This window comes from Paeniglutamicibacter antarcticus (assembly GCF_039544305.1).
Lineage (GTDB): Bacteria > Actinomycetota > Actinomycetes > Actinomycetales > Micrococcaceae > Paeniglutamicibacter > Paeniglutamicibacter antarcticus_C.
Window position 1 is genome coordinate 21880 of sequence record NZ_BAABLK010000092.1, and the last position, 20228, is coordinate 42107.

Below are 20228 nucleotides of genomic sequence, written 5' to 3' on the forward strand. Positions count from 1 at the left end.
GCGGCCCGTTTGCCATGTCATGGGGAACCGGATCAGGCCGGCGGGGTGAACCGGCCGTCGATGGCCGTCCATCCACCGTCCACGGTGAGTACCGATCCGGTGACAAAACTTGCTGCGTCCGAGGCCAGATAGACCACGGCTCCAGCCAGCTCCTCGGGACGCGACCAGCGGCCCAGCGCGCTCTTGTTCGCGTAAGCGTCGTACCACTGCTTGTTGGCCTTGATCTGGGCAGTCAGCGGGGTCTCCACCACACCCGGGGCGATGGCGTTCACGCGCACGCCCTGGGGTCCGAACTCGGCCGCAGCGGTCTTCAGCAGCTGCACCAGACCGGCCTTGGAGGCTGCATAAACGCCCTGGCCAGGTTCCACGACGGAGGCACGGATGGAAGCGAATCCGGTGATCGAGCCGCCCCCGCGGGCAGCCATATTCGGGGCAAAGGCGCGGAGCAGGGAAAAGCTCGCGCGCAGGTTCAGGTTCACCACGCGGTCGAACTCCTCCATGGAGTACTCGGCAATGCGCTTGCGCACGTTGGTGGCCGCGGTGAAGACTAACGAGTTAAGATCGGTGTGTTCGGCCGCAGCCGCCGTGACTGCAGCGACGTCGGTGACATCAAGTTCGCTGGCCGTGGCCAAGGACCCTGCCATGGTTGCGGTTTCGGCGGCGGCTTCAAGGTTCCTGTCGGCGCAAACCACAGCGGCACCCTGGGCCGCCAGGGCCAGCGCCGATTCGCGCCCGATGCCGCTGCCGGCGCCGATCACCATAATCTTGCGGCCGTCGAGGCGGAACAGCTTGCTGTAATCCATTGCTGCGTTCACTTTTGTTTCCTACTCTCAGTGCTGCGTGGTCTTAGGCCGGGCGGATCATGGCCATGCGGGTGATGGTGAATTCCTCGATGGCCCAACGGGGGCCTTCGCGTCCCACACCCGAATCCTTGACCCCGCCATAGGGCATGATGTCGGAGCGGAAGCCGGGGATCTCGTTGACCACCACGCCTCCGACGTCCAACCGGTTGATGGCCTCGAACGCATTGGCCAGGGAGCGGGTGTAGACGGCTGCCTGCAAGCCATAGCGGGATTCATTGACCAAGTCGATGGCCTCTTCCATGCTGGTGACCGTTTCCAGGCAGAGCACCGGACCGAAGATTTCCTGGCTCCACAGCGGGGAGCTCCGTGGCACACCCAGAAGCACCGTGGGACGCACCAGCGCTCCGGTGTCGGTGGCGTCTTCGGTGGGGGCCGCTGTTTCCAGGACACGTGCGCCCGCTGCTGTCGCCTCGGCGATCCACGAGTGAATGCGTTTTGCGGAAGCTGCATTGATGACCGGGGCGACCCTGGTGGCGGGGTCGCGGGGGTCTCCGATCACCACTTCAGGCATGCGGGAGGCAAGCTTTTGCGTGAACTCGGTGGCGATTGTCTGGTGCAGCACCACGCGCTGGATGGAGATGCAGGCCTGGCCGTTAGCGTAGAAGCCGCCGCGGATCACCGCGTCGACCGCTGCGTCAAGATCTGCATCGGCGTCAACGATCAACCCGGTGTTGGAACCCAGTTCCAGCACTGCCTTGCGCGGTGCGGCATCACGGGCGATTTGGTGACCCACGCCGGCCGAACCGGTAAAGGAGACCACCGCGGCGCGAGGGTCCTTCACCAGTATCTCCCCGACGTCGATGCCTCCGTTGACCAATTGCACGATCGAGCGTGGCAGCCCATGTGCTGCCAGGACCTCGCGGATCAACTCCACCATCCACAAGGTGGCCAGCGGGGTGTCGGGGGATGGCTTGAGGATGATGGGGCACCCGGCGGCCAACGCCGGAGCGATTTTGTGGCTGGCCAGCAAGACGGGGTAGTTGAATCCGGCGATGCCCACCACGATGCCGGCCGGACGGCGGGTGTAGTAGCCCAGCATGCCAGCACCCAGGGGCTGCAGGTCAAGAGGCACCGTTTCCCCTGTCATGCGGGTGACTTCCTCGGCGGCGGCCTGCCAAGTCGTCAGTGTGCGGGCCATCTCCACTGCACAGTCAACGGCAGGCTTGCCGGTTTCGAGCACCAACAGTTCCGTCAGTTCGGTGCCGCGGGAGGCCAAAGCGTCATGGATCCCCAAGAGCAAGGCCCTGCGGGTTCCGGTGGTTGCTGCGGCCATGACACCCAAGGTGCCGGCCGCCTGGTCCAAGGACAGTGCGGCGGTGGTTGCATCCCCGCACGGTGCTTGGCCGACCACTGATCCGTCAAAAGGGAAAACAACGGGTGAAGTGCTTGTTGCCCTCACTCCGTGCTCGCCCACGGGCAGCGTCTGGGCCAAGTGGGCGGGGAAGGGGGAGCGGGCGCTCATGAGGTTCATCCTGTCCGGGGCCCGTCATCGGGTCCTCTATTGAACGAGTGGTCTTACCAGTGATATAGGTAGACTACTGGTGAACGGCAGGCCGATGCAATGGAGATCACAATGACGACCAGTTCCACAACCCGCAAGCGCATGTATGCACTGGCCGTTGTCCCGGGTGACGGGATCGGTCCGGAGGTGACGGACTGCGCCCTGGGCGTGCTGGACAAGGCCCAGGAACTCTTTGGCTTCTCAACCGAACGCGAGCTTATCCAGGCAGGTGCACAGCACTATCTGGCCACCGGTGAACTTTTCGCCGGAGCCATCGAGGAAAGCCTGCGCGGCAAGGACGCCATCTTGTTCGGTTCGATGGGGGATCCTTCGGTGACCCCCGGAATCCTGGAGCGCGGTTTCATCCTGGCGATGCGCCAGGCCTTTGAACAAGCAGTGAACCTGCGTCCGGTGCGGCTGTACCCCGGGGTGAAGACACCGATCGCCGATCTGAGCCCGGAGCGGTGCGACATGGTGTTCGTACGCGAGAACACCGAAGGCGCCTACGTGGGACGCGGCTCGACAGTGCACGCCGGGACAAAGAATGCCGTTGCGGTCCAGGAATCGGTCAATACCCGGGCCGGTGTCGAGCGGGTGATTGACTACGCCTTTCGTCTTGCCGACTCGCGCCGCAAAAAATTGACGTTGTGCCACAAGACCAACATCCTCGTCGAGGCGGGGAAGCTGTGGACCGAAACGATGGCCGACATGGCCAAGCGCTACCCGGAGGTAGAGACCGACTATGTCCACGTCGATGCCATGTGCTTCCACTTGCCGGTTTCACCCGAGCGCTTCGACGTGGTGGTGACCGACAACCTCTTCGGTGACATCATCACCGATCTTGGTGCGGTGATCCAGGGTGGGATGGGCGTTGCAGCAAGCGCCAACCTGAACCTTGACGGTAGCGCCCCAAGCATGTTTGAGGCCATCCACGGCTCTGCCCCGGACATCGCCGGCAAGGGATTGGCCAATCCCGCGGGCGCCGTGCTCTCGCTGGCCATGTGTCTGGCACACTTGGGCGAAATCGAGGCCGCACACGCGGTCGAAACCGCCGTCGTGCACGTCTTGGGTTCCATGGAAGGGCTGGCCGGCCCCGAGATGGGTGGCACCACCAGCGAAGTTGGAGAACGTATCACGGCGGCCCTGAGCGGTGTCGCTGCCGGTAGCATGCCCTTGCTCGCCGGTCGATCGATCATGGAGGGCATGGCCGCATCCAGCAGCAACTAGCTGTCTGATGTCGTGGGTCCCCATGAAGGAGCAGTTCGTCCTCTCCGGGATGGGCCAGAGGCTCTGCTGCAGGGAACCAGCGAAGGCGAGGCCCGTTCGCCTGCGGCCCAGATTCGCGTCAGGTCATGTCATATCCTCGAACTGGCGGACCAGCTGACGATGCACAAGCGCCATCTCCACACCCGCAGCGTCCCCTTAGACCTAGCTGGTTATCGACGTGCTTGCGTCCCTCAAGCACGTCGATATAGTGGGCTACCGTACGCTCAAAGAGCGTCTCGGTCTGCATCGCCAGATTCGGTTTGAATTCCCCGCTTCGCTGACCGGCGCAGGAAGGCCTTTCGTATCGAATCAGCCGTGATGGCGAGGTCGTTGGCACAATCCCCGGAAACCCCGGCGACGATGATGAGAGGAGTGCTTAAAATCGGCTGTCATGGGTGCCCGCTTTGTCCTGGACCTATGGCACCACATGGATCGAAACCGAACCAGACGCCCAGCGCTGTCGTCCGTGCGTCGCACCAATCAGGTCGGGAGTCGAGGACGAGGGCATCTACCCAAGAGGGGACGAGCCGGTGAAGTTGGGGGAAGGATCCGCAATCGGATGTTGCTTTCCAAATTTTGGGCCCGCTCCTGTCCCTGAAGCTTGGCACTGTTGGACAGGACTCTGACGTGCCCATAGCTGCGTTAGTCGGTTGTCGATGCCAGCCGATATGCTCGAGACCAACCACTAAGGCATAGGGATCGGCGACGTGACGAGGAATCAAACCAGCGGAAACCATGCGACACGGGAGAAAGTTCTTGATGTTGCTGCAGTTCTCTTCTCGGAGAACGGCTATGCCAGCACGCCTTTGAGCCTGATCGCTTCCAAGCTGGAGTTCACGAAGGCCGCGCTCTACTACCACTTCAAAAGCAAAGCCGACATCCTTACCGGAATTCTCGATCCATTGCTGGACGCGATTGATGAGCTTTTGCACGATACACCGGAGCGATTCCCGGATGCCCAGAAACGCTGGGAATTTATGGTCGAATACTCCGAGCTGCTGTTGTCAAACACCCGAGCGGTCGAGGTCCTTGCTATTGGGGGCAGCCATGCTTGGATGCCTGCGGATATCTTGGGCCGTATTGAATGGCACCGGACCCGCACGATGGAGCTAGCAATGATTCCAGGCATGAGCGACGAGGAACAGGTGCGTGCTGAACTCCTCATGGATGTGATGCAACGCGAGATTGTTTTCGGGAAGAACCGCACGGTAGTCAACGGCATGACCCATAAGCGCCGCCGTGAGGTCGTTTACGATTTCATCCGAGACTCATTGGAACAGTGAAACCAGAGCTTCCATGGTGCTAGCCGGGCATCAACGTCATCGAAAGTAGCGCTGCGTTGCTCTCACTCTAGGGTGTTGCCGTCGCGAAGTCCTCGCTTGGATCGTGATAACCGAAAGGACTTTTCGGACGAGGGCCAAATGTTTGATCGAATTTTTTCTGGTTGCAGGTACCCGTTGTGCTCATCAATGCGCCGCCACTGACAGCAGAGGTGGGAAAGCGTTCTCGGCTGCCGATCAGCAGGTCTTCCCAGTACTCGATCTCCCCCGAGAACGTGCGGTTTTGGCGCTCATTGTGCTTCGTAGTCGCTCGACTTTCCCAAGCGAGGAAGACTATTTCGATTTACCTGTCACCAGGGTGGTTGCTGGAAAATTCCAGTCTTCGCCGTGGCACGCAGGGTCGATATGCGGGCCCCGGTGTTTGGCACCGTCCGTCTGTCGGTACTCCGAAGACACGCTGCTTGATTGCGCATGTGTGCCAAACGTGAATATACGCGTATTTCGAACGGGTTGGATTGCCCGCTAGGTTGCCGCAGGGATCAATCGAAATCTAGCGTGCGGTTGGCGAAACGGCATCGTACCGAGGTGTTTTCAGAGCTCGAACGCCCGATGCAAAGTTCCGCGGTAACTTGGTGATTCTGGTTTTGGCTCCCTGTGCACTTTCCTGCTGATCGTCGCCAAGTCTTCTCCGCTCTTCGAATGAGAGCTACCGGAATTCAACCCTCGGGGTTTTACAGTCCACCAATTCACAATGTTCCACGGATTCTTCGGCGTGATATTTCCAGGGGACCCCGAACAACAAACACACAGTGATCGGTCGCGTCACCACTTTGTGATCTCTGCCTGCGAGCCCTTTGCCCGCGCAGTCTTTCCCTGATCGGAGGTCCGGTCGTCAACACCAAGCACTGTCGGGAAACGCGTCGGAGTGCTGTTCGGGAACCGAATGATTGTACCTATGTTTTGACTCTAAAATAGCGACGGCCCGGGCCTTCCGCTGAGGGCTTCTGAGCCGCGCAAAGCGCGCCAATCTGTACCTGGAAACAAATCATCAATCCATTTAGTCGTATTAATTGGTAATTTATGAATAATAGATATCCGATCGATGCAAGTGTGCGAATTATATTCGAATTTTCGAGTTTTATTGAATACATTTACATATATATAACACTATTGTTTTTCCTGTAATAATCGATATTTTTTATCGCAAATAAACACTTTTTCTTGCGTTTTTCGGTCGTGCCGACATTGGTGGAATGTCCGCACGTGCACCCCTCTCGCATATGGGAAGAGATAAAACAAGATCTTGCTTACCTGCCGGCCGGCAAGTAATCTGAATCACACATTGCCGTCGCCGACGGTTAGCGCCTAGTCAACGACGAAAGGCAAATCAATGCATCTACGTTCTTCATCGGAGATCGAGAATCTCCGCCAGGAGATCCGCTCCTACTTTGCGAATATCCTCACTGACGACGTGCGGGCAGGGCTTCGCGAAGAGGGCGAAGCGGGTGGACCGGTCCTTGCCGCAACCCAGGCCCAGATGGGTCGAGACGGTTGGCTCGGTATCGGGTGGCCCACCGAATACGGCGGCCAGGGCCTCGGTCCGGACGCCCAGTTCGTGTTCTATGACGAGGCCTACCGCGCCGACGCCCCAATTCCCATGATCACCATGACCACCGTCGGACCAACAATCATGAGCCATGGGACCCAAGAACAGAAAGACTATTTTCTCCCAAAGATCCTTGCCGGCGAATGCATCTTCTCGATCGGCTATACCGAGGCGGAAGCCGGCACCGACCTTGCTTCCCTCGCTACCCGTGCCGTGCGTGATGGCGATGAATACGTCATCAACGGCAGCAAGGTCTTCACCTCCGGCGCGGACGGCGCCGACTGGATCTGGCTGGCTGCCCGCACTGACCCGGATGCTCCGAAGCACAAGGGCATCTCACTGATCTTGGTCCCGACCTCGGCCCCAGGCTTCTCCTCCACCCCGATACACACCGTCGGCGGGTTCAGCACGACGGCCACCTACTACGACGATGTTCGCGTCCCAGTCACCAACGTGGTTGGAAATGAGAACGAAGGCTGGCGCTTGATCACCACCCAGCTAAACCACGAACGAGTCGGTTTGGCCGCATTCAGCGGCATCTGCGAGGGATTGCTCGATGATGTTCGCCAGTGGGTCGGCGAACAGGAAACCGCCGCCGGCAAACCATTGGCAGCCGAACCTTGGGTACGCCACCTGATGGCAACATCCACCGCCCGGTTGCGTGCCATGCGCTTGATGAACTGGAAACTCGTGGAAACCACCACCCTGGGTGACCTGGATCCGGGATCCGCCTCCGCGGCAAAGATCTTCGCCACAGAGACGGTCGTCGATGTCTATCGGTCCCTGCTGGAAGTAGTGGGCTCCGGTGCCTCGCGCATCACGAACGCTCCCTGGCGCTTTGACACCGGGCGCCTGGCCCTGATGAACCTTGGCGCACAGATCAACACCTTCGGCGGCGGCGTCGCCGAAGTCCAGCGCGAAATTGTCGCCTGGACCACCCTCGGCATGGCAAGGAAGGCACGATGAGCACCGCAACCAGTCAACGCACGATGCAGGCCCCCAACATGGAATTCACCTTGGGTGAAGACGAACAGGCGGTCGCCGACCTCGCCGCCCAGATCTTCTCGCACTTGAGCGGCGACGAACAGCACGTAGCTTCGGAGAAGGCCGATGAAGCCTTCGACACCGTCCTCTGGGAGCAGATCGCCGAGTCCGGTCTGCTCGAAGCCCTGCTGCCCGTCGATGAGAACGAGCCGGGACTGGGCATAGTGGGTCTGGCACTGATTGCGCGTGAACAGGGACGCTTTCTGGGCCGCATTCCGTTCATCACCACCGCAGTCGCAGCACTGGCACTGGCGGAATTCGGCGGGGGACGCGATGTTCTTGAAAACATCAACGAAGGAACCGCCCGCGTGGGCGTCCTGCTGCCCGAGGTACGCCACCGCATCAATGCACAACAAGCAGCCGAAGGTTGGGTGCTGAACGGAGCCGTTGAGTTCGGCTACATCGTGCCAAGCGCGACGCACCTGATGGTTCAGTTCCACACCCAAGACGGCGAGCGGGTGGCCATCATCGAGACAGACCGGGCAGGAATTGTCCTGGATCAATTCCGGGGACTATCCAAGCAACAGCATGCCGCGTTGCTCTTTGAAAATGTGCCGGTATCCCTCGAGGACCTGGTCGGTGCAGAGAGCCCGGTCGGTGAAGTCGTCGATTGGATCCGTCCCCGCCTGCTCACCGCGGCAGCGGCCATCACGGCCGGCGCCTGCGAAGAAGCGGTACGCCGGACCGCGCTCTACACCTCCGAGCGCCAGCAATTCGGCCGGCCGATCTCAACCAACCAGGGTGTTGCATTGCGCGCTGCAGACGCGCACATCGATTCAATGGTCACGTGGCTGACCACCATCGACGCCGCTTGGCAACTGGATAACGACGGCGAAGGGGAACTGGCCGCGTTCACCGCCTCCTGGTGTGCACGAGAGGGCGGATTCCGGGCGGTCCATGCGACCCAGCATCTCCACGGCGGCATGGGGGCGGACCTGGACAACCACATCCACCGCTTCTTCGTCTGGGTGCGTGAACTCGACGTGCTCTGGGGCTCAGCCGGACAGGTCGCAGAGGACTTGGCCGACGTGATTCTTCCGCTGGAGGGGTCATGGGCATAACCACGGCGGTTGGCTCAACGCAGACTGCCCGGCGCGGTATCGGCTCGGTCCTAGCCATTCTCGTGTTCGCAGAGGTCATTGCTGCATTTGAAACCTCGATGGCGGTTCAGCTGCTCTATACGCCGGGGGATTTCTTCACCAGCGATTTGTCGCAGCTGGTATGGGTCATCACGTCGTACTCGCTGGTTGCCGCACTGGCCACCGGATTCGTTGGCCGATTGGGCGACCAATTTGGTCGGCGCAAGATCTTGGTTGCCATTCTGTTGCTCTCGGCAGTCGGCTCGGTGATCAGCGCCCTGGCCCCGACCTTTGGTGTGCTTGTTGCGGGCCGGGCGTTGCAGGGTGTCTCCGGAGCTGTGCTGCCACTGGCCATCGGCATGGTTCGTTCCACGTTCCCGGCGGCGAAGATCAGCATGGGCATCGCCGTGGTCAGCACCTCGGCGCTCATCGCCGGCGCTGCCGGCATGCTCGCCGGAGGCTTGTTCCTGGACTACTCCACCTGGCACTCCATTTTTTGGACCGCAGCCATAGCGGCGACCATCGCCGCAATCATGGTGCACTTCGGCATTGCCCGGGAACCACGTGAGTCCTTGGCAACGGCCGGCAGGATCGACTACGCCGGGGGACTGCTCTTCGGGGCGGCCATCGCTTCCACCCTCTATGGCCTGACACTGAGCAAGTCCCATGGATGGACCGACATCTTGGTGCTCACCTACGTGATCGGCGGCCTGGTCGTCTTGGCGCTGTGGATCAAGTGGGAGCTTCGCATTGAAGAGCCGATGATCAATGTCAGGATGTTCGGCGAGCGAAAGTTTGCCTTGGGCATGCTGGCCACCGCGCTGATCGCAATTGGCCCGATCGGCACCATGAATATCCTCAGCGTGACGATCTACCGTAATCCGAGCAGTGTCATGATGGCCGATGGCAGCGAGCTGGCCTTGCCGGTGGGCCTGGGACTGAGTGCCACGATGACCGGTGTGCTGGCATTTATCTCCGCCGCCGCGGCATTCGCCATTTCGCCGCTGATCGGAAAGATCTCCGCCCGCTACGGTGCCCGCATGGGGTTGATGATCGGTTCGTTATTGACCATTCTCGGCCTGGTCATCATCTGCCTGGCTCCAGGCCAAATCGCGACGGTGGTCACCGGTCTGGTGGTCGTGATCTTCGGTACCGGGTTCCTGTACTCCGGCATGCCAACGATCATCGTGGAATGCGTACTCCCGGAACAAACCAGCACCGCCACCGCAGTCAACGCAGTAACCCGTACTACCTTCCAAGCGGTCGCCGCCTCGGTCGTGGGCCTGATGCTCGCGTTCTCGCCTGTTGTCGCAGGCGAGAACACTTTCGTTTCGCTATCAGGGTTCTACCTAGTCGTAGGTGCGCTCATCGCCACATGCGTCTTGACCATTGTCATTGTGTTCTTCATTCCACGGACTAAGGCCCTGAACGCACAGGAATCCGAAACTCAGGTCACTAACCTCACCCTTAAGGACTGAATATGAACACCCATATTGAAACGACAAGAAACCAAACTACCAGAGATCTACTGGACCAGCGAGCCGACGACGACCGACCGGGGCTGCTCTTCGAGGGCCGCATCTGGACCTGGGCCGAAGTGGTTGCCGAATGCAAGGTCCGTGCGCACCTGATGCTCTCGATGCATGAGGAGGGACAGCTCTTCCACGTGGGGGTCATGCTGGAAAACGACCCCGAGTACATCTTCGCCATCGGTGGCGCCGCCTACGCCGGAGCCACCGTGGTGGGAATCAACCTGACGCGCCGAGGTGAGGAACTGGCCCGGGATATCGCCTACACCGATTGTGAAATCCTGATCACCAGCAGTGAACTGAAGTCCTATTTCAACGGTGTCGAACCTGGGGTGAAGCGAAGCAAGACCTTGCTCATCGAATCCCCGGAGTATGCCGCGGAACTGCAGAAATACCGCAATGCACCGCGCCCGGAGTCCGCGGCCGCCGGGGATCCCAACACGATCCTGCTGCTGCTGTTCACCTCCGGTTCCACCGGGGATCCCAAAGCGGTGATCTGCACCACCGGCCGGCTTTACCGCACCGCGGAATTCCGCCACATGGGTCTGGGCAGCAACGACGTCAGCTACAACTCGATGCCTTTGTTCCACGGCAACGGGATCTTCGCCTGCTGGGCCAACCCGCTGTACACCGGTGGCGCTTTCGCGTTGGCGCGCAAGTTCTCGGCCTCGCGCTTCGTCCCGGACTTGATGCGCTACAAGGTCACCTACTTCAACTACGTGGGTCGCTCACTGTCCTACATCTTGGCCCAGCCCGAGAAGGCCGGGGAAACCCAAACCAACCTGGAGGCTTGCTTCGGCACCGAGGCCTCTGACTTCGACATCAGTGAGTTCCACCGTCGCTTTGGTGTCTGGCCCACCGAAAACTATGGAGCCAGCGAGGGTGGGCTGAACCTACGGCGGACGCCGGAGACACCCAAGGGCTCCATGGGCCTGCCGCCGGAAGGCATGGACGCGGCCGTGGTCAACCCGGAAACGATGGTGCAATGCCCACCGGCGATCCTGAGCGATTCCGGACGCATCCTCAATGCCGAGGAAGCAATAGGTGAACTGGTGAACCTCACCGGTGCCTCACTGTTCGAGGGCTACTACAAGAACCCCGAGGCAGTCGCAGAGCGCATCCGTGGCACCGCCTTCCTGACCGGTGACCTTGGCTACCGCGACGAAGAAGGGTTCTTTTACTTCGCCGGCCGCACCTCGGATAAGTTGCGGGTCGATAGCGAGAACTTCTCCGCGGCCCCGGTCGAACGCGTACTCTCGCGCTACCCGGGGGTGACCTTGGCTGCGGTCTACCCGGTTCCCGATGCCCGCACCGGCGACCAAGTCATGGCCACCCTCCAAGTCCAGGACCCCGACGATTTCGATCCGGCGGCGTTCGCGGCCTTCCTCGAGACGCAGCCGGACCTGGGAACCAAGTGGGCACCTCGGTTCCTGAGCATCGTCACCGATGTCCCGGTGACCGCCACGCAAAAGATCAACAAGCCAAGCCTGCGCAAGGAAGCGTGGCTGGTCAACGAGACCGTTTACCACCGGCCCGGACGCGAAATCGTCTTCGAGCGGCTGGATGTACGCGCCATGGAGAACTTGGAGGAGCTGTTCGAAGAGAACGGCCGCTCCCATCTCCTGCCCCTGCAACCAGCCGGTACCACCGTCAAGGAGACAGTATGAGCAAGGATCCCACCACTAGGATCGGCGAGATCATCGCCGCCGGGCACGAGAGGGTGTCCGTGGCCCGCGACGAAGTCAACCGGCCGATGATCAACCACCTGTGCGATGCCATGGGGGAGAGAAACCCGATCTACCTTGATCCCGAGGCCGCTCGCGCGGCCGGCCACACCGATGTGGTGTCCCCGCCGTCGGCGCTGCAGGTCTGGAACATGATCAACCCCTCGGACCCGGAGATCGAAAGCGATGTGGATCATGCCTACGCGATCCTCGCCGAATGCGGATACCCGAGCGTTGTCGCGGTGAACTGCGACCAGGAGTACGACCGCTACCTTCTCCCGGGTGATGTTCTCACTGCCACCGAAAAGGTGGAGACCTTCGTGGGGCCCAAGCAGACGGGTCTGGGTGAGGGCTATTTCATCACCACATTGACCACCTACACGGACCAGGAGAGCAAACGCGTGGGCACCATGCGCTTCCGCACCCTCTGGTACAACCCAGCAAAGGGGAACTGAAAATGACTGAGACCATGACAGAGAACCAGGTGGAAACCCGGGATCAGGTCCTGCGCCCACGTCCGGCGATAAACCTTGATAATGCCTTCTTCTTCGAATCCCTCAACGAGCGCGGCGAATTGAGCATCCAGGCGTGCGACGGATGCGATCAGCTGCGCCACCCGCCGGTGCCGATGTGCCCCGAGTGCAACTCCGTGCACTGGTCACCCAGGGTCATGGGCGGAAAAGGAATTGTACACAGCTACGTGGTGCTATACCACCCCATCGTCCCGCCCTTCGAGCCCGGTTACATGGTCGCGGTCATTGAACTGGACGAAGGCCCGCGCGTTGTCATGAACCTGGAAGGCATCGCCCGCGAAGAGGTGCATATCGACATGCCGGTGGCCATCACCGCACAGCGCATGGATGCGGACCTGGTGCTGCCGGTGGCACGCCCGGCAGGAGGGAAGGCATGAGCCTGCAAGAGGGAACCCAGACGCTGGCTCGCCCAACGGAAATATCCGTGGGGCAGAGGCTTCCGGAACTGAAGATTCCGATCACAACCAGCCTCATCGTCACCGGGGCGATTGCCACACGGGACTTCCAGAAGGTGCACCACGACAAGGACGTGGCAGTTGCCGCCGGTACCAAGGACGTCTTCATGAACATCCTGACCACCAACGCACTGGTCAACCGCTATGTGGGGCAGTGGGCCGGACCCACTGCCCGCGTGGGCCGCATCAACATCCGCCTGGGCGCCACCAACTTCCCGGGCGACGAGATGCTCTTCACCGGGTCCGTGGAATCGGTCGAAGGCGACAACGTCACCGTCAAGGTGATCGGCACCAACTCATTGGGCCCGCACGTCACGGGCACCGTAGATCTTTGCATCCCTTCCCGAGAGGAAACTCCATGAGCAACCTGCTGAACAAGGCAGTCATCGTAGGCATTGGCGCCACCGAGTTCTCCAAGAACTCAGGACGCTCCGAACTGCAGCTGGCCCAGGAAGCCTCGCTGGCGGCCTGCCGCGATGCCGGGGTGAACCCGCATGACGTCGACGGAATGGTGACCTACTCGATGGACACCAACCCCGCCATCGAGGTCGCCCGTGGCCTGGGCTGCAAGGAGCTGAACTTCTTCAGCCACGTCGACTACGGCGGAGGCGCCGCCGCCGGCACCATCTTGCACGCAGCGATGGCCGTGGCCACCGGTGTGGCCAAGACCGTGGTCTGCTACCGGGCCTTCAATGAACGCTCCGGTGCCCGATTCGGCGCGGCCATGAACACCGAGGGAATGGCGCCGGATGCCCGGGCAGCCGCCTATGCCTGGACCCTTCCCTCCGGCCTGATGACACCGGCCTCGTGGGTGGGCATGTTCGCCCAGCGGTACATGCACCTGACCGGCGCCACTTCCGAGGACTTCGGCCGCGTGGCCGTCGCGGACCGCAAGCACGCGGCCACCAACCCGAAGGCCTGGTTCTACAACAAGCCGATCACCCTGGAGGACCACCAAGCGTCGCGCTGGATCGCCGATCCGCTGCACCTGCTGGACTGCTGCCAGGAATCCGATGGCGGCCAGGCCTTCGTCATCACCACCCCGGAGCGGGCCAAGGACCTGCCGGGGCAGGCCGTGAGCATCAAGGCAGCCGCACAGGGCGCCGCCTATGACCAGCACACCATGGTCAGCTACTACCGCAATGACGGAGACCGGGCACTGCCGGAAATGGGCAACGTGGCTCGCCAGCTGTGGAACGACACCGGGCTGAGCCCCGAGGACATCGACACCGCGGTGCTCTACGACCACTTCACCCCGTTCGTGCTGGCCCAGCTGGAGGAGTTCGGCTTCTGCGCACCCGGAGAGGCGAAGGACTTCATCAAGAACGGGGCCATTGAGCTCGGTGGGCGCCTGCCCATCAACCCCAATGGCGGACAACTGGGGGAAGCATACATCCACGGCATGAACGGCATCGCCGAGGGCGTGCGCCAAATCCGTGGCACAGCGGTCAACCAGGTGCCCAACGCCAACAACGTGCTGGTCACCGCCGGCACCGGTGTTCCTACCAGCGCGCTGATCTTGGGAAATGTCTAGGGCGGCGGCGTGGCCCGGGACAGGGATGAGCCACGCGGATCAGTCAGTGAACCGCCAGAGCCTGTTGGCGGCAGCGGACCATGCCAGGGCGCTGCTCGATGCGATGGTCAGGCTCGATGAAGACACCCCCGTGGCGCCGGAACTGGCCCAGCGACTGGAATCGGTGCTGGAACTGCTCGCGGACCATGTCCAGCCCGTCGAGGCGATGGTCGGCGGGCGGACGGCGGACCGAAGCGGGCCGCGGAAGGGAAGCTACCGGGATCGTTCGCCGATTTCCGGGGTGCTGAACCCCATCGCACCACCGGTGACGCTGCGGGTGATGGATGACCATACCGCCAACACCACCACGACGCTCGGGCTGGCCTACCAAGGCCCTCCCGGGCGGGTTCACGGCGGGTTCGTCGCTTCGCTGCTGGACCACATCATGGGATATGCAGCCGGAACCGTCGGAACATGGATCTTCACCCGCTCATTGACCGTTGACTACGACCATGCCGTACCTCTATTCGAGGAACTGGCAATCTCTGCCCGGGTTGACCATATCGATGGGCGCAAGATCTGGGTGGTCGGCGAGATTCGTGCCGAGGGATCCGTGGTGGCACGGGCCCGGGGGCTTTGGCTTCCACCGAGAGCGGTTCCAAAGGGCAACGAAGGCTAGCCTGTCCACGGCGGGCGGGTCACCGGTGCAGGCAGCGAACTGCGGCAAAACCCCGCGCCCGCACCGACAACACGGCCTACGCGGTTCAACACTGACCGGTTTAAGATACCTGGACAGGACGAATCGCTCGTATATGTGCAAGTTCAACAAGAAAGAAGGAGCCAGTCGTGAAGATTGCAGTGCTGATCAAGCAGGTGCCGGACACCTATACGGAACGTCACCTCAGTGCCAATGGATGGGCCGACAGGGATGCGAGCGAGAGGGTCACCGACGAAATCACCGAGCGTGCCTTGGAAGTGGCCTTGAAGCAGAAGGACGCCGACAAGGGCGTTGAAATCGTGGTGGTCACCATGGGCCCCGGCACCGCCACCGAGGCGTTGCGCAAGGCCTTGTCGATGGGCGCGGACAAAGCCATCCACGTGCAAGACGATTCCCTCTCCGGAGCTGATGCGCTGATGACCGCCCGGGTCTTGGCTGCCTCCCTGGCCGATGCCGGTGCCGACCTGGTCATCGCCGGCAATGAATCCACCGACGGGCGCGGCGGCGTGGTTCCCGCCATGATCGCGGAGGCACTCAACCTGCCGTTCCTGGGCCCGTTGGATTCGGTCGAGGTCGTCGCTGGCAGTGTGCATGGTGAGCGTTCGGACGCGGACGGAACCACCGTGCTGCGTGCCGCCACCCCGGCGGTGATCTCGGTTTCCGAGGCCGTCGGTGAGGCACGCTTCCCGAAGTTCAAGGGCATCCTGGGCGCCAAGCGCAAGCCGCTCGCCGTGCATAGCGCCAACGATCTGGGGTTCCCCGGGGTCGACCACGCCGCGGGAAATCTCGTGCTGAACGCCTCCCGGCGCCCCGCCCGCACCGCAGGAACCAAAATCGTTGATGACGGGCAGGCCGCCGGAGCGCTGGCCGCGTACCTCGTTGCCGAGAAACTGATCTAAGGAAGGCCTGACATGACCAACATCCTGGTAAACATCGAACTGACCGAGAACGGCGTGCCGCGCTCAACGAGTGCCCACCTTCTGGCGACCGCGGCACCCCTGGGTACTCCCGTGGCAGTGGTTGCATCAAATCCGGGCAACAGCGAGGTACTGCTCTCCCGGCTTTCGGCCCTTGGCGCCGCCGAGATCTTCATCGCCGAAACCACTGAAGCCGCCACGCACGTGGCAGCCTGTGCGGTGGCAGCACTTGCCGCGGCCATGGCGCACTACACACCGGGAGCCGTGCTCGCCTCAAACAGCGCGGTCTGCCGAGAAGTCATTGGCCGGCTGGCCATGCGCACCAACAGCCCCGTGATCCTCGAGGCGCTGGAACTTGAACAGCGTGCGGGTCAGCTCGTAGCGTCTCATTCGGTTTTCGGCGGAGACTACGTCACCGAGTCCTCCATCGGGGCAGGGGTCCCCTTGGTCACCGTTGGATCCACCGGCGCTGAGCCGCTGAATCCGGTGCTTGATGCGGTGACCCACGTAGTGGACCTGGAGGTTTCCACTGCAGCCTCGGCCGTTGTTGAATCAAGCAGTCCGCGGGTCACCAACTCCGCGCGGCCGGAACTGCGCGGCGCCAAGATTGTTGTCTCCGGCGGCCGTGGTGTGGCTTCGAAAGACAACTTCGTGCTGGTCGAGGAATTGGCCGACGCCCTGGGTGCGGGTCTGGGCGCCTCCCGTGCCGCGGTGGATTCGGGTTATATTGCGCAGAACCACCAAGTGGGACAGACCGGTGTCAGCGTCTCGCCCGATCTCTATATCGCCCTGGGCATTTCGGGCGCCATCCAGCACCTGGCCGGGATGCAGACCGCCAAGCGCATCGTGGCGATCAACAAGGATGCCGATGCCCCGATCTTCGACGTCGCGGACTTCGGCATCGTCGGTGACTTGTTCGCCATCCTGCCGGCGCTCAAGGAAGCCATCGCGGAACGCAACAGCGTCACCGCAGGCGTATAAGAAAGGTAAATGAGATGTCGGTGCCGACCAGATTAAAACAGGAAACCACGTCCACCCCCGCGAAGTGGACCCGTCTGGCCATCTGGATCGCTGTGATCGTGGTGGCCATGGCAGTGATGGTGTTTTTGGCCAAATGGGCCAGGGGCATGGAACCGGTGCAGCAGTTCCTGGTGGCATATCCCGGTCACAGCGAACTGCCCGAAGGGGCTCCGGTGGGATTGCCCGCATGGCTTGGTTGGCAGCATTTCCTGAACGCGTTCTTTATCGTCCTGATCATCCGCTCAGGCTGGCAAGTCCGGACTACTGCGCGCCCGCAGGCCTACTGGACCAGAAAGAACTCCGGACTGATCAAGACCAAGTCCAAGCCAACCAAAATCAGTATGGAACTCTGGTTCCACCTGAGTCTGGATGTGCTGTGGATGGCCAATGGCCTGATCTTCATGGCGTTGCTCTTCGTCACCGGAGGGTGGATGCGTATCGTGCCCACAAGCTGGGACATCTTTCCCAATGCCCTGAGCACGGCGGTGCAATATGCCTCACTCAACTGGCCAACCGAGAACGGCTGGATCAATTACAACGCGCTGCAAGTCCTGTCGTACTTCGCAATCGTATTCATCGCTGCACCGTTGGCGATCATTACCGGTGTGAGGATGAGTCCGATCTGGCCCAAGGGCAACGCGAAGCTGGACAAGGCCTATCCCATGGAGCTCGCCCGGAAGCTCCACTTCCCGGTGATGATCTTCTTCGTGGCTTTCGTGATCATGCACGTGGCCATGGTGCTCAGCACTGGGGTGCTACGGAACATGAACCACATGTTCGCGGCGCGTGATGATGCAGGGTGGCTTGGTTTCGGGGTCTTCGCACTGGCCGTAGCGGTCACGGTGATCATATGGTTCCTGGCCAAACCGATTTTCCTGCGACCGATTGCAAGCCTGATGGGCAAGGTGTCCAAATAGGGCCTAGTTTTAGCTGGGGCCGAGTCCGGGGAGGCATCCGATAAATGCCAGTTGCCCCTGGGCCGGCCCCTTTTGGAGTGAAGGCTCCCGCCGCGACTAGGCATGCCAAGCCGGCAGCAAGTTGTTTGCGTGTCTTCATCGAATCAGCCGCCTGCTGGTTTGCAAGGAGATGATCATGGTCCTGCCGATTGCTTCACGGGGTTAGGCATTTGCCTGCTCCCATTTCATCCTCGTCTGCCAGGGACTGTTTCTCTGGAGGGCCTGGGATTCCGATCGGGCAGCTGGAGGACGCCAGCAGGTGCGCGCGAGGTATGTACCGCTTTCTCCACATGACACAGTCGGACTCATCCGATGAACGAAATCGCATAACCATTGAGGTAGCCTATTACTTCACACCTAGTCGGGGACGCTTTGGGGCGGTGCTGACGCATATCGACAACACGGTATCCAACAGGGGGTGAATCATCCCTACGTCTGAAATGATCACCGTGCCCAAAATCAAGTTCCTCCATATGACGCTGGCGGTTGCCGTTCTGCTTTCGCCTCTGGGCGTCTCGGCTGCCACCGCTGCACCCCTGCAGGCGCCTGCCGCCGCATCCATCGCCCCCGAACAACCGGACGCAGCAACCTACGCCGTGGCCGAGAAGTCTTCCGCTGTCGCCTATGCTGCCTCGAGCGTGCTGCCTCTGGCCGATCATTGGGTGCTTCCGCTGGAAGCAAATACCTACCGGGCCACCTCGTCCAAGGGACCGCGCTGCATTCCCGTTCGCGGTGGATCAACCGAGCACCTGGGCCAGGATCTGGGCACGGACAACGGTGCGCCCATCTTTGCCGCGGCCGCCGGCAAGGTCATCAAAACCCGACAGGGCACCAACGCTGCATCCGGTTACATCCTTATCCAGCACAACGTCGACGGTGTGACGTACACCGGCGCGTATTACCACATGTGGAGCGCCACCACCCATGTGAAGCTGGGCTCCATGGTGAAGCCCGGACAACAGATCGCCAAGGTTGGCAACAGTGGTCCTTCCACGGCGCCGCACCTGCACTTTGAGCTGTGGCGCGGGGGCTGGTACCAGGGAACGGCGGTGGACCCGGTGCCGTTTGTGAAGGCTCGCGGAGTCGACCTGTATGCCAATGCCACCACCGTGTATCCCGATGTGCGTCCCCCAAGCTGCACCTACTGGTTGGCCGAAGGTACCGCCTTGCGTACCCGGGCCGCCGAAACCGGGCCGGTGCTCAAGCAATTGGGCAAGGGCACCAAGGTGGTTGCGCCGTTGGCAGCCGGAACCAATAAGCACCTGAAGGTGAGTGCCGATGGCTCGACCGGATGGATCAAGCAATCGGTGGTCACCCCGAACGTCGTTTCGGCGCCGCCCCCGGTAACGATCAAGAACGTGAATGCGTATAAAAACGCAAAGTACATGACGACGGCGTCGCTGAACATGCGCTCGTCAGCTCGTGACGGCGCCGTGCTCCGGACGCTGGCCAAGGGCACGGCAGTGACAGCAACAGGACTGACCGCGCTGAGTGAAGACTGGTTGCAGGTGAAAGCCGGCGGCAACGCCGGTTGGGTATCCAAGTCCTACCTGTCCAAGGTTGCCGCGCCAAAGCCGCAGAACAATGTCAAGCCGCAGGCCGTCCAGAAGCCTCCGGTTGCTCCTAAACCGGCGCCCACGAACAAACCGAAGCCGGTTCCTCCGACCAAGCCGAAACCGGTTCCTCCGATGAAGCCGGCGCCTACCGCGAAGCCGAAGCCGAAGGCCAAGGCCGCCGTGGTCAAGTACACGGTCAAAGCCAACCTGCATCTTCGCGCCAGTGCCAAGACCGGCAAGGTGCTGGTGACCATGAAAAAGGGGAGCACAGTCACCGCAACCGGCAAGAAGGCGGACGCGGGGAAATGGATCCAGGTTAAGTCGGGGTCCAAGACCGGCTGGGCCTCCGTCCAGTATCTGTCCAAGCAAAAGGCCAGTGGCACCTCGGCCAAACCCAAGCCGAAGCCGAAAGCCACGAAAGCCGTCACGCGCAAGACAACCAGCGGCCTGAACATGCGGGCAGGGGCCGGGGCCAAGCACAAAGTTGTCATGGTCCTCAAGACCAAGACCACGGTCCAGCTCGCGGGCAAGAAGTCAGGAAAGTGGGTCCAGGTGAAAGTCGGCAAGAAAACTGGATGGGTCTCGGGTGCCTACCTGAAGTAGGCCCAAAGTAGATCGGGGGTATCCTCGCGAGCTAGCAGAGAAGAAAAGAGTCCGTCGTAGGAAGT

At 61.5% G+C, this 20228-nt stretch carries 17 protein-coding genes; 15 read left to right on the forward strand and 2 right to left on the reverse strand.

Going from position 1 to position 20228, the window contains the following annotated elements:
• Positions 1-32: 32 nt before the first annotated feature.
• Positions 33-803 (reverse strand): SDR family NAD(P)-dependent oxidoreductase, encoded by a 771-nt coding sequence (locus ABEA12_RS17395; RefSeq protein WP_210102615.1) that lies wholly within the window; start codon positions 801-803, stop codon positions 33-35.
• Positions 804-846: 43 nt separating this feature from the next.
• Positions 847-2325, reverse strand: coding sequence for an aldehyde dehydrogenase family protein (locus tag ABEA12_RS17400; RefSeq protein ID WP_210101462.1), 1479 nt, complete (start codon positions 2323-2325; stop codon positions 847-849).
• Positions 2326-2436: 111 nt separating this feature from the next.
• Here ABEA12_RS17400 and ABEA12_RS17405 point away from each other — a divergent pair, with 111 nt between their 5' ends.
• The 15 genes from ABEA12_RS17405 to ABEA12_RS17475 all read left to right on the forward strand — a co-directional run bounded on the left by ABEA12_RS17405 (position 2437) and on the right by ABEA12_RS17475 (position 20163).
• Positions 2437-3591 carry a 3-isopropylmalate dehydrogenase gene (locus ABEA12_RS17405; protein WP_345469095.1) on the forward strand — a complete coding sequence of 385 codons (1155 nt, stop codon included), beginning with the start codon at positions 2437-2439 and terminating at the stop codon, positions 3589-3591.
• A 746-nt stretch (positions 3592-4337) separates the two neighbouring features.
• Positions 4338-4913, forward strand: coding sequence for a TetR/AcrR family transcriptional regulator (locus ABEA12_RS17410; protein ID WP_210101460.1), 576 nt, complete (start codon positions 4338-4340; stop codon positions 4911-4913).
• Between the two features lie 1387 nt (positions 4914-6300).
• Positions 6301-7482 carry an acyl-CoA dehydrogenase family protein gene (locus ABEA12_RS17415; protein ID WP_210101459.1) on the forward strand — a complete coding sequence of 394 codons (1182 nt, stop codon included), beginning with the start codon at positions 6301-6303 and terminating at the stop codon, positions 7480-7482.
• Positions 7479-8621, forward strand: coding sequence for an acyl-CoA dehydrogenase family protein (locus ABEA12_RS17420; RefSeq protein WP_210101458.1), 1143 nt, complete (start codon positions 7479-7481; stop codon positions 8619-8621). Before ABEA12_RS17415 ends, ABEA12_RS17420 begins: the two co-directional genes overlap by 4 nt.
• Positions 8612-10117 (forward strand): MFS transporter, encoded by a 1506-nt coding sequence (locus ABEA12_RS17425; RefSeq protein ID WP_210101457.1) that lies wholly within the window; start codon positions 8612-8614, stop codon positions 10115-10117. The genes ABEA12_RS17420 and ABEA12_RS17425 overlap by 10 nt, the downstream gene beginning before the upstream one ends.
• Before the next feature lie 2 nt (positions 10118-10119).
• A complete protein-coding gene (locus tag ABEA12_RS17430) occupies positions 10120-11835 on the forward strand; it encodes an AMP-binding protein (protein WP_210101456.1) in 1716 nt (571 codons plus the stop codon).
• Positions 11832-12347: an FAS1-like dehydratase domain-containing protein gene (locus ABEA12_RS17435; protein ID WP_210101455.1), complete on the forward strand. Its 516-nt coding sequence runs from the start codon at positions 11832-11834 to the stop codon at positions 12345-12347. The genes ABEA12_RS17430 and ABEA12_RS17435 overlap by 4 nt, the downstream gene beginning before the upstream one ends.
• A 2-nt stretch (positions 12348-12349) precedes the next feature.
• Positions 12350-12802: a Zn-ribbon domain-containing OB-fold protein gene (locus ABEA12_RS17440; protein WP_210101454.1), complete on the forward strand. Its 453-nt coding sequence runs from the start codon at positions 12350-12352 to the stop codon at positions 12800-12802.
• Positions 12799-13242: a MaoC/PaaZ C-terminal domain-containing protein gene (locus ABEA12_RS17445; RefSeq protein WP_210101453.1), complete on the forward strand. Its 444-nt coding sequence runs from the start codon at positions 12799-12801 to the stop codon at positions 13240-13242. The genes ABEA12_RS17440 and ABEA12_RS17445 overlap by 4 nt, the downstream gene beginning before the upstream one ends.
• On the forward strand, positions 13239-14414 hold the full coding sequence (locus tag ABEA12_RS17450; RefSeq protein WP_210101452.1) for a lipid-transfer protein: 1176 nt from the start codon (positions 13239-13241) through the stop codon (positions 14412-14414). Before ABEA12_RS17445 ends, ABEA12_RS17450 begins: the two co-directional genes overlap by 4 nt.
• Positions 14415-14439: 25 nt before the next feature.
• Positions 14440-15072, forward strand: a complete 633-nt coding sequence (locus ABEA12_RS17455) for a PaaI family thioesterase (RefSeq protein WP_210101451.1) — start codon at positions 14440-14442, stop codon at positions 15070-15072.
• Positions 15073-15239: 167 nt separating this feature from the next.
• Positions 15240-16010: an electron transfer flavoprotein subunit beta/FixA family protein gene (locus tag ABEA12_RS17460; RefSeq protein WP_210101450.1), complete on the forward strand. Its 771-nt coding sequence runs from the start codon at positions 15240-15242 to the stop codon at positions 16008-16010.
• A 12-nt stretch (positions 16011-16022) separates the two neighbouring features.
• Complete coding sequence (locus ABEA12_RS17465; RefSeq protein WP_210101449.1) at positions 16023-17009, forward strand: electron transfer flavoprotein subunit alpha/FixB family protein; 987 nt, start codon at positions 16023-16025, stop codon at positions 17007-17009.
• Between the two features lie 14 nt (positions 17010-17023).
• A complete protein-coding gene (locus ABEA12_RS17470; RefSeq protein WP_210101448.1) occupies positions 17024-17965 on the forward strand; it encodes a cytochrome b/b6 domain-containing protein in 942 nt (313 codons plus the stop codon).
• 488 nt (positions 17966-18453) lie between these two features.
• Positions 18454-20163 carry an SH3 domain-containing protein gene (locus ABEA12_RS17475; RefSeq protein ID WP_210101447.1) on the forward strand — a complete coding sequence of 570 codons (1710 nt, stop codon included), beginning with the start codon at positions 18454-18456 and terminating at the stop codon, positions 20161-20163.
• Positions 20164-20228: the final 65 nt, after the last annotated feature.